Source organism: Escherichia sp. WS338, from assembly GCF_046486405.1.
In the GTDB taxonomy this organism is placed as follows: domain Bacteria; phylum Pseudomonadota; class Gammaproteobacteria; order Enterobacterales; family Enterobacteriaceae; genus Escherichia; species Escherichia coli.
Map to the genome: position 1 here is coordinate 71,572 of NZ_JBJQLL010000019.1, position 7,887 is coordinate 79,458.

6 protein-coding genes and 1 rRNA gene are annotated in these 7,887 nt (G+C 52.1%); 2 read left to right on the forward strand and 5 right to left on the reverse strand.

The features are described 5' to 3' along the window. Nucleotides 1-144: 144 nt before the first annotated feature. The gene (gene iclR, locus ACJHWT_RS17050) at nt 145-969 is read left to right on the forward strand and encodes a glyoxylate bypass operon transcriptional repressor IclR (protein WP_000226409.1); all 825 of its coding nucleotides are present in this window, start codon (nt 145-147) and stop codon (nt 967-969) included. A gap of 16 nt (nt 970-985) precedes the next feature. On the opposite strand, the gene aceK is transcribed toward iclR, so the two are convergent. From aceK to metA, 4 genes are all read right to left on the reverse strand, one after another. Beyond that, the gene (gene aceK / locus ACJHWT_RS17055; RefSeq protein WP_001137236.1) at nt 986-2,710 is read right to left on the reverse strand and encodes a bifunctional isocitrate dehydrogenase kinase/phosphatase; all 1,725 of its coding nucleotides are present in this window, start codon (nt 2,708-2,710) and stop codon (nt 986-988) included. A 215-nt stretch (nt 2,711-2,925) separates the two neighbouring features. Then, entirely contained in the window at nt 2,926-4,230 is a 1,305-nt protein-coding gene (gene aceA / locus ACJHWT_RS17060) for an isocitrate lyase (protein ID WP_000857856.1), read from the reverse strand. A gap of 29 nt (nt 4,231-4,259) precedes the next feature. After that, complete coding sequence (gene aceB, locus ACJHWT_RS17065) at nt 4,260-5,861, reverse strand: malate synthase A (RefSeq protein WP_410232341.1); 1,602 nt, start codon at nt 5,859-5,861, stop codon at nt 4,260-4,262. Nucleotides 5,862-6,129: 268 nt separating this feature from the next. After that, complete coding sequence (gene metA / locus ACJHWT_RS17070; RefSeq protein WP_001122782.1) at nt 6,130-7,059, reverse strand: homoserine O-succinyltransferase; 930 nt, start codon at nt 7,057-7,059, stop codon at nt 6,130-6,132. A gap of 156 nt (nt 7,060-7,215) precedes the next feature. Here metA and ACJHWT_RS17075 point away from each other — a divergent pair, with 156 nt between their 5' ends. Next, nucleotides 7,216-7,659, forward strand: coding sequence for an acetyltransferase (locus tag ACJHWT_RS17075; RefSeq protein ID WP_000236988.1), 444 nt, complete (start codon nt 7,216-7,218; stop codon nt 7,657-7,659). Between the two features lie 125 nt (nt 7,660-7,784). On the opposite strand, the gene rrf is transcribed toward ACJHWT_RS17075, so the two are convergent. Further along, nucleotides 7,785-7,887, reverse strand: a 5S ribosomal RNA gene (gene rrf, locus ACJHWT_RS17080); the annotation flags it as partial.

Genomic DNA, 7,887 nt, shown 5'->3' on the forward strand with positions numbered 1-7,887 from the left:
GCATAAACGCATCTGTGGTAAAAGCGACCACCACGCAACATGAGATTTGTTCAACATTAACTCATCGGATCAGTTCAGCAACTATTGCATTCGCTGATAATAAAAATGAAAATGATTTCCACGATACAGAAAAAGGAGACTGTCATGGTCGCACCCATTCCCGCAAAACGCGGCAGAAAACCCGCCGTTGCCACCGCACCAGCGACTGGACAGGTTCAGTCTTTAACGCGTGGCCTGAAATTACTGGAGTGGATTGCCGAATCCAATGGCAGTGTGGCACTCACGGAACTGGCACAGCAAGCCGGGTTACCCAATTCCACGACCCACCGCCTGCTAACCACGATGCAGCAACAGGGCTTTGTCCGTCAGGTCGGCGAACTGGGTCACTGGGCAATCGGCGCACACGCCTTTATGGTCGGTAGCAGCTTTCTCCAGAGCCGTAATTTGTTAGCGATTGTTCACCCTATCCTGCGCAATCTAATGGAAGAGTCTGGCGAAACGGTCAATATGGCGGTGCTTGATCAAAGCAATCACGAAGCGATTATTATCGACCAGGTACAGTGTACTCACCTGATGCGAATGTCCGCGCCTATCGGCGGTAAATTGCCGATGCACGCTTCCGGTGCGGGTAAAGCCTTTCTGGCCCAACTGAGCGAAGAACAGGTGACGAAGCTGCTGCACCGCAAAGGGTTACATGCCTATACCCACGCAACGCTGGTGTCTCCTGTGCATTTAAAAGAAGATCTCGCCCAAACGCGCAAACGGGGTTATTCATTTGACGATGAGGAACATGCGCTGGGGCTGCGTTGCCTTGCAGCGTGTATTTTCGATGAGCACCGCGAACCGTTTGCCGCAATTTCAATTTCCGGACCGATTTCACGTATTACCGATGACCGCGTGACCGAGTTTGGCGCGATGGTGATTAAAGCGGCGAAGGAAGTGACGCTGGCGTACGGTGGAATACGCTGACTTTTTCGCCTCTGATTTATACGAATCGAACGCTAAACCGCTGCTTGCGCCGATACGCATAAACATCTTCCACATGCCCTTCACGTATGCGGTTTTGTAGTGCGCGCCAGTAATCAGCGCGGAACAAGTCGGCGTGCATCTCTTCAAATAGCGGACCAATACGCGGGTCGGCACATAACCAGTGACGGAACTCTTCCGGGAAAACATCGCCCGGCGAGACGCTGTACCACGGTTCGCTGGCAAGTTCGTCTTCCGGGTAGCGCGGCAGCGGGATGTCGCGGAAATTCACTTCCGTCATGTAGCAAATTTCGTCGTAATCATAAAACACCACGCGCCCGTGACGGGTGACGCCAAAGTTTTTAAATAACATATCCCCAGGGAAGATGTTGGCAGCGGCAAGCTGGCGAATGGCATTGCCGTACTCTTCAATAGCATCACGCAATTGCTGCCCCTCAACTTGCTCAAGCCAGATATTAAGCGGCACCATCCGCCGTTCGATGTAGAGATGGCGAATCACAATCTGTTCGCCGAGATCGGTGATTTTTTCCGCTGCTTCCTGGAGCAGTAATTCCATTAATGCCGGGGAAATATGCCGCTTCTCCAGCACAAAGTTTTCAAACTCCTGGGTGTCCGCCATTCGGCCCACGCGATCATGCTCTTTCACCAGTTGGTAGCAGGCACGAACGTGAGCGGCAGACATCTCTTTCTGCGGCGCGAACCTGTCTTTGATGACTTTGAATACTCGATCAAAACCCGGCAACGTAAACACCAACATCACCATTCCACGAATACCCGGCGCTTCAATGAACTGCTCATTACAGCCCTGTAGATAAACGAGATATTCGCGGTAGCTTTCGGTTTTGGCGTGCTTCTGGCAGCCGATAGCCATATACAATTCAGCGGTGGTTTTACCTGGCAGAATTTCCCGTAGCCACTCGACCAGCGCTGCGGGCAGCGGTGCATAAACCATAAAATAAGAACGCGCAAAGCCAAAAACAATACTCGCTTCGGCGGTGGTCGTCAGGCAGGTATCAATAAATAACTCGCCGTCGTCCGTCTGGTGGATCGGCAGCAAAAATGGCAATGTGCCGGAAGGCGTGATCAGTTTGCCTACCAGCCAGGCGGCTTTATTGCGGTAAAACAGTTCGTTCGCCACCTGTAAATGACTTTCCGCGAGGTTGTCTGTCCCCAGCGTTTCCGTCAGATGGCGAACGATGTAATGAATGTCACGGCTTTTATTCTGCCAGCGCAGACGCAACGGCAGGTCGCTGATAACACGCATCAGCAGAGATTCCCAGCCGTGATCGGGGTGAAAGTCTTTCGCCAGCGGGCGCGGAATGGTACGAAAACGGCGCTCTGGCTGGGAGCTAAAGATAAAAAGCCGCTCGGGAGTAAGCGAGCGGTGGTCAAATAACCGACAGTACACGGAGTTAAAAAAGCTCTCCGCAATCTCGAAGCGCGGGTAATCTGGCAACAGCCGGGTGTAATGCTCTTTAACGCGCAGTAAAAATGCCGCGTCCGTGCTTTGGCCGTTAGTAATGCAGCGCAGTTGCTCCACGACCAGACCCACGTGATGATCGTAAAGATGAATACGGTTTTTCATCGCCTGCTGGACAGCATGCCAGTCGGCTTGCTCGAAACGCTGCTGCGCCCCGGAAGTCACTTCGAGGAATCGACCATACTGAGCGTCGAAACCTTGCAAAATGGTTTGTGCAATCAGTAATTCCAGGCCACGCGGCATTTGTTGCCCTCGTCGGGAGCAGAGAATTGCCGGATAAGACGCGTAAGCGTCACATCAGGCGCTGATTGCCGGATGCGGCGTAGACGCCTTATCCGGCCTACGTTCGGCAACGGCTGTAGGCATGATAAGACGCGCAAGCGTCGCATCAGGCGCTGATTGCCGGATGCGGCGTGAACGCCTTATCCGGCCTACAGTCAGCAACGTTTATCGGTTGCTTAGAACTGCGATTCTTCGGTGGAGCCGGTCAGCGCGGTAACTGAAGACGTGCCACCTTGAATAATGGTCGTCACTTTATCGAAGTAACCCGTACCCACTTCCTGCTGGTGAGAAACAAAGGTATAGCCATCTTTTGCAGCGGCGAATTCCGGCTGTTGCACTTTCTCAACATAGTGCTTCATGCCCTCGCCCTGGGCATAGGCGTTTGCCAGGTCGAACATGTTGAACCACATGCTGTGGATTCCCGCCAGAGTGATAAACTGGAACTTGTAGCCCATATCCGACAGCTGCTGCTGGAAGCTGGCAATAGTTTTGTCGTCGAGGTTTTTCTGCCAGTTGAACGACGGCGAGCAGTTATAAGCCAGCAGTTTGCCCGGATATTTCGCGTGGATGGCTTGTGCAAAGCGACGCGCCAGTTCCAGATCCGGCGTGGAGGTTTCACACCATACCAGGTCAGCATATGGCGCATACGCCAGGCCACGGCTGATCGCTTGCTCAATACCCGCATGAGTACGGAAGAAGCCTTCACTGGTACGCTCACCAGTAATAAATTCGCTGTCATATGGGTCGCAATCGGAGGTAATCAGATCCGCCGCATCGGCATCGGTACGAGCCACCAGCAGGGTTGGAACGCCCGTCACATCAGCTGCCAGACGCGCCGCGACCAGTTTCTGAATAGCTTCCTGAGTTGGCACCAAAACTTTGCCGCCCATGTGACCACATTTCTTCACTGATGCCAGCTGATCTTCGAAGTGAACTGCCGCTGCACCGGCTTCAATCATCGCTTTCATCAGTTCAAAGGCATTCAGTACACCGCCAAAACCGGCCTCCGCATCGGCGACGATCGGCAGGAAGTAATCGACATAGCGCGGATCGCCCGGCTCAATGCCCGCGGACCATTGGATCTGATCCGCACGGCGGAAAGTATTGTTGATCCGCTCCACCACCGCTGGCACCGAGTTTGCCGGATAGAGCGACTGATCCGGATACATGCTGGCCGCCAGGTTAGCGTCCGCCGCTACCTGCCATCCCGACAGATAGACTGCTTCAATACCCGCTTTCGCCTGTTGCAGCGCCTGACCGCCAGTCAGTGCACCGAGGCTGTTGATGTAGCCTTTTTTCGACTCGCCGTGCAGCAGACGCCACATTTTCGCCGCGCCCAGTTGCGCCAGGGTGCATTCCGGATTGACTGAACCGCGTAATTTCACCACATCTTCCGCGCTGTACGGGCGAGTAATGCCTTCCCAACGCGGTTGAGTCCACTCTTTCTGTAATTCTTCAATTTGTTGTGTACGGGTTTTCATGTGCAGATGCTCCATAGTTATGTGGTGGTTTACGCTAACAGGCGGTAGCCTGGCAGGGTCAGGAAATCAATTAACTCATCGGAAGTGGTGATCTGTTCCATCAAGCGTGCGGCATCGTCAAAACGCCCCTGGGAGAAACGTTCTTCGCCCAGTTCGCTGGCAATGACTTTCATCTCTTCGCCCAGCATCTGGCGGAACAAGGCTTTAGTCACCGGTTTGCCATTGCTCAACGTTTTTTGATGATGGATCCACTGCCAGATTGAGGTACGGGAAATTTCAGCCGTCGCAGCATCTTCCATCAGGCCATAAATCGGCACACAGCCGTTGCCAGAGATCCACGCTTCGATGTACTGCACAGCCACGCGAATGTTGGCGCGCATACCTTCTTCGGTGCGTTCACCATCACAAGGTGCCAGCAGCTGATCGGCAGTAATCGGCGCGTCTTGTTCGCGCATCACTTCAAGCTGATTTTTACGGGAGCCGAGAATGTCGTTGAATACCGCCATTGCCGTATCTGCAAGGCCCGGGTGAGCGATCCATGTGCCATCGTGACCGTTATTGGCTTCCAGCGATTTATCCGCTTTTACTTTGTTGAGCACCTGGTTATTGCACTCTTCATCTTTGCTCGGAATAAATGCCGCCATACCGCCCATCGCAAAAGCACCGCGTTTATGGCAGGTTTTAATCAACAGGCGTGAGTAAGCATTCAGGAAGGGTTTATCCATCGTCACTGCCTGTCTATCTGGCAGGACGCGATCGGGATAGTTTTTCAACGTTTTGATATAACTGAAGATGTAATCCCAACGACCGCAGTTCAGACCAACAATATGGTCACGCAGCGCGTGAAGGATTTCGTCCATCTGGAACACGGCGGGCAGCGTTTCAATCAGCAACGTCGCCTTGATGGTGCCGCGCGGCAGATTAAAGCGATCTTCTGCATAGCTGAAGACTTCGCTCCACCAGGCCGCTTCCTGCCAGGACTGGGTTTTCGGCAGATAGAAATAGGGACCACTGCCCTTTGCCAACAGTGCCTGATAGTTGTGGAAGAAATAGAGCGCAAAATCAAACAGGCTACCGGGGATTGCCTCACCACGCCAGGTGACATGTTTTTCCGGCAAGTGCAGACCGCGTACCCGACAAATCAACACCGCTGGATTGGGCTTGAGCTGATAAATTTTGCCTGCTTCATTGGTATAGCTGATGGTGCCGTTAACCGCATCGCGCAGGTTAATTTGCCCGTCGATCACTTTGTTCCAGTCTGGTGCCAGTGAATCTTCGAAATCGGCCATAAAGACTTTCACATTGGCGTTGAGCGCGTTGATCACCATCTTGCGCTCAACCGGGCCGGTAATCTCTACCCGACGATCTTCTAAGTCCGCAGGAATCCCGCGAATTTTCCAGTCAGCATCACGAATGGAAGCTGTTTCCGAAATAAAATCAGGCAACGTTCCGTTATCGATATCCTGCTGCTGCTGAATGCGCGCTGCCAGAAGTTTATTGCGTTGTGGCGTAAAATGCGTCACCAGCTCAGTCAGAAATTCTACCGCTTCGGCAGTAAGAATATGCTTCTCCTGCTCGCCATACGGCCTTGTGAAAGCCAATTCATCGGTTGTTGTTGCCTGTTCAGTCATCGTGCAGCTCCTCGTCATGGATCCGAAAACTTCCCCACTGTGAACGAAGGATCGTTGTGCGCTTTTCGTTCAGCACAACTAAGACTACTCATTTAAAATGCAAAATCAAAAACAATTTCCATTTTAATTAAAAATACTTGATAACTTATTGATAACAATATGAATAAAATTTATTCACCTACTGAGGTGTGTTTCGGAAATAAAAAAGGCACCCGAAGGTGCCTGAGGTAAGGTGCTGAATCGCTTAACGATCGACTATCACAGAAGATTAATCCAGCGTTGGGTTCATGTGCCGTAGATCGTATGGCGTGATCTGGTAGACGTAATAGTTGAGCCAGTTGGTAAACAGCAAATTACCGTGACTACGCCAGCTCGCTCGCGGTGTATTTTGCGGATCATTGTGCGGGAAATAGTTATACGGTACATCCGGGTCTAGCCCGGCTTCCACATCGCGGAAAAATTCCTGCGCCAGCGTTTGCGCATCATATTCGGGATGGCCCGTCACAAAGGCAATGCGCTTATCTTTGCTGGCAAACAGATATGCATCCCCTTCTTCCGTCTCTGCCAGAATTTCCAGATCGGTATAATCACGAATCAACGCTGCCGGAAAGTCAGCATAGCGCGAATGCGGTGCCAGGAATGAATCATCAAAGCCACGCGTCAGAAGCGCATGAGGATGGAGAATATGATGCTCGTAAACGCCAGAGAGTTTGTCGGTGCGGGTTTGCTTAGGAATGCCGTAGAGGATATTGAGCGCGGCCTGTACAGCCCAGCAGACAAACAGCGTCGAGGTGACGTGATCTTTCGACCACTCCAGCACCTGTTTGATCTGCGGCCAGTAAGCGACATCATTAAACTCCACCAGGCCCAGCGGCGCGCCGGTAACTATCAGACCGTCAAAGTTTTGTTCCTGAATATCTTCAAAGTTACAGTAGAAGTTATTCAGATGCTCTGCGGGCGTGTTGCGCGATTCACGGGAATCGATGCGCAACAGCTGAATATCGACCTGCAAAGGTGAGTTTGAAAGCAGGCGCAGAAACTGATTTTCAGTTTCGATCTTCTTCGGCATCAGGTTAAGGATAAGCACCTTTAGCGGACGAATTTCCTGACCAGACGCGCGAGAAGTTGTCATCACAAAGACGTTTTCTTCACGCAAGAAATTGACGGCGGGTAGCTCGTCCGGCACACGAATCGGCATAACCTGATTACCTCACTACATACGCTTATACGTTTAGACATCCAGATAGCTGAAGATAACCAGAAAATTTACCAATGTCGAGCCTGCATGTTGAAGGTGAGAAAGTTTCAAGGAAAAGGCTACGTTAGAATATAAGAATGACGAAAAGGAGAGAAAATGGTTATTAGTATTCGCCGCTCACGGCATGAGGAGGGGGAGGAACTCGTTGCGATTTGGTGTCGTTCTGTCGATGCCACCCACGATTTTTTATCAGCAGAGTATCGGGCCGAGCTGGAGGAGCTAGTACGTTCTTTCCTGCCGGAAGCACCGTTGTGGGTCGCGGTTAATGAGCGGGATCGGCCGGTTGGGTTTATGTTGTTAAGTGGGCAGCATATGGATGCGCTGTTTATCGATCCTGATGTGCGCGGCTGCGGCGTGGGTCGGATGCTGGTGAAGCATGCGCTCTCAATGGCCCCGGAACTGACAACCAATGTTAATGAGCAAAATGAGCAGGCGGTTGGGTTCTATAAGAAGGTGGGCTTTAAGGTTACGGAACGCTCTGAGGTGGACGATTTGGGGAAACCGTATCCGTTGCTGAATCTGGCATATGTGGGGGAATAAGCTGCCCCCTATCATGCTATCATGCTTGCGTAAGCTGGAGCAGACGCGCCAGCGTCGCATCCGGCATTTATTCTGCTCCAGCGCAAAAAGGCCATCCTGACGGATAGCCTTCTGCTTAATTTGATGCCTGGCAGTTCCCTACTCTCGCATGGGGAGACCCCACACTACCATCGGCGCTACGGCGTTTCACTTCTGAGTTCGGCATGGGGTCAGGTGGGACCACCGCGC

Bases quoted from the DNA above. Each gene is read 5' to 3' on its own strand.
- iclR (WP_000226409.1), top strand. From the start codon at position 145: ATGGTCGCACCCATTCCCGCAAAACGCGGCAGAAAACCCGCCGTTGCC.
- aceK (WP_001137236.1), bottom strand. From the start codon at position 2,710: ATGCCGCGTGGCCTGGAATTACTGATTGCACAAACCATTTTGCAAGGT.
- aceA (WP_000857856.1), bottom strand. From the start codon at position 4,230: ATGAAAACCCGTACACAACAAATTGAAGAATTACAGAAAGAGTGGACT.
- aceB (WP_410232341.1), bottom strand. From the start codon at position 5,861: ATGACTGAACAGGCAACAACAACCGATGAATTGGCTTTCACAAGGCCG.
- metA (WP_001122782.1), bottom strand. From the start codon at position 7,059: ATGCCGATTCGTGTGCCGGACGAGCTACCCGCCGTCAATTTCTTGCGT.
- ACJHWT_RS17075 (WP_000236988.1), top strand. From the start codon at position 7,216: ATGGTTATTAGTATTCGCCGCTCACGGCATGAGGAGGGGGAGGAACTC.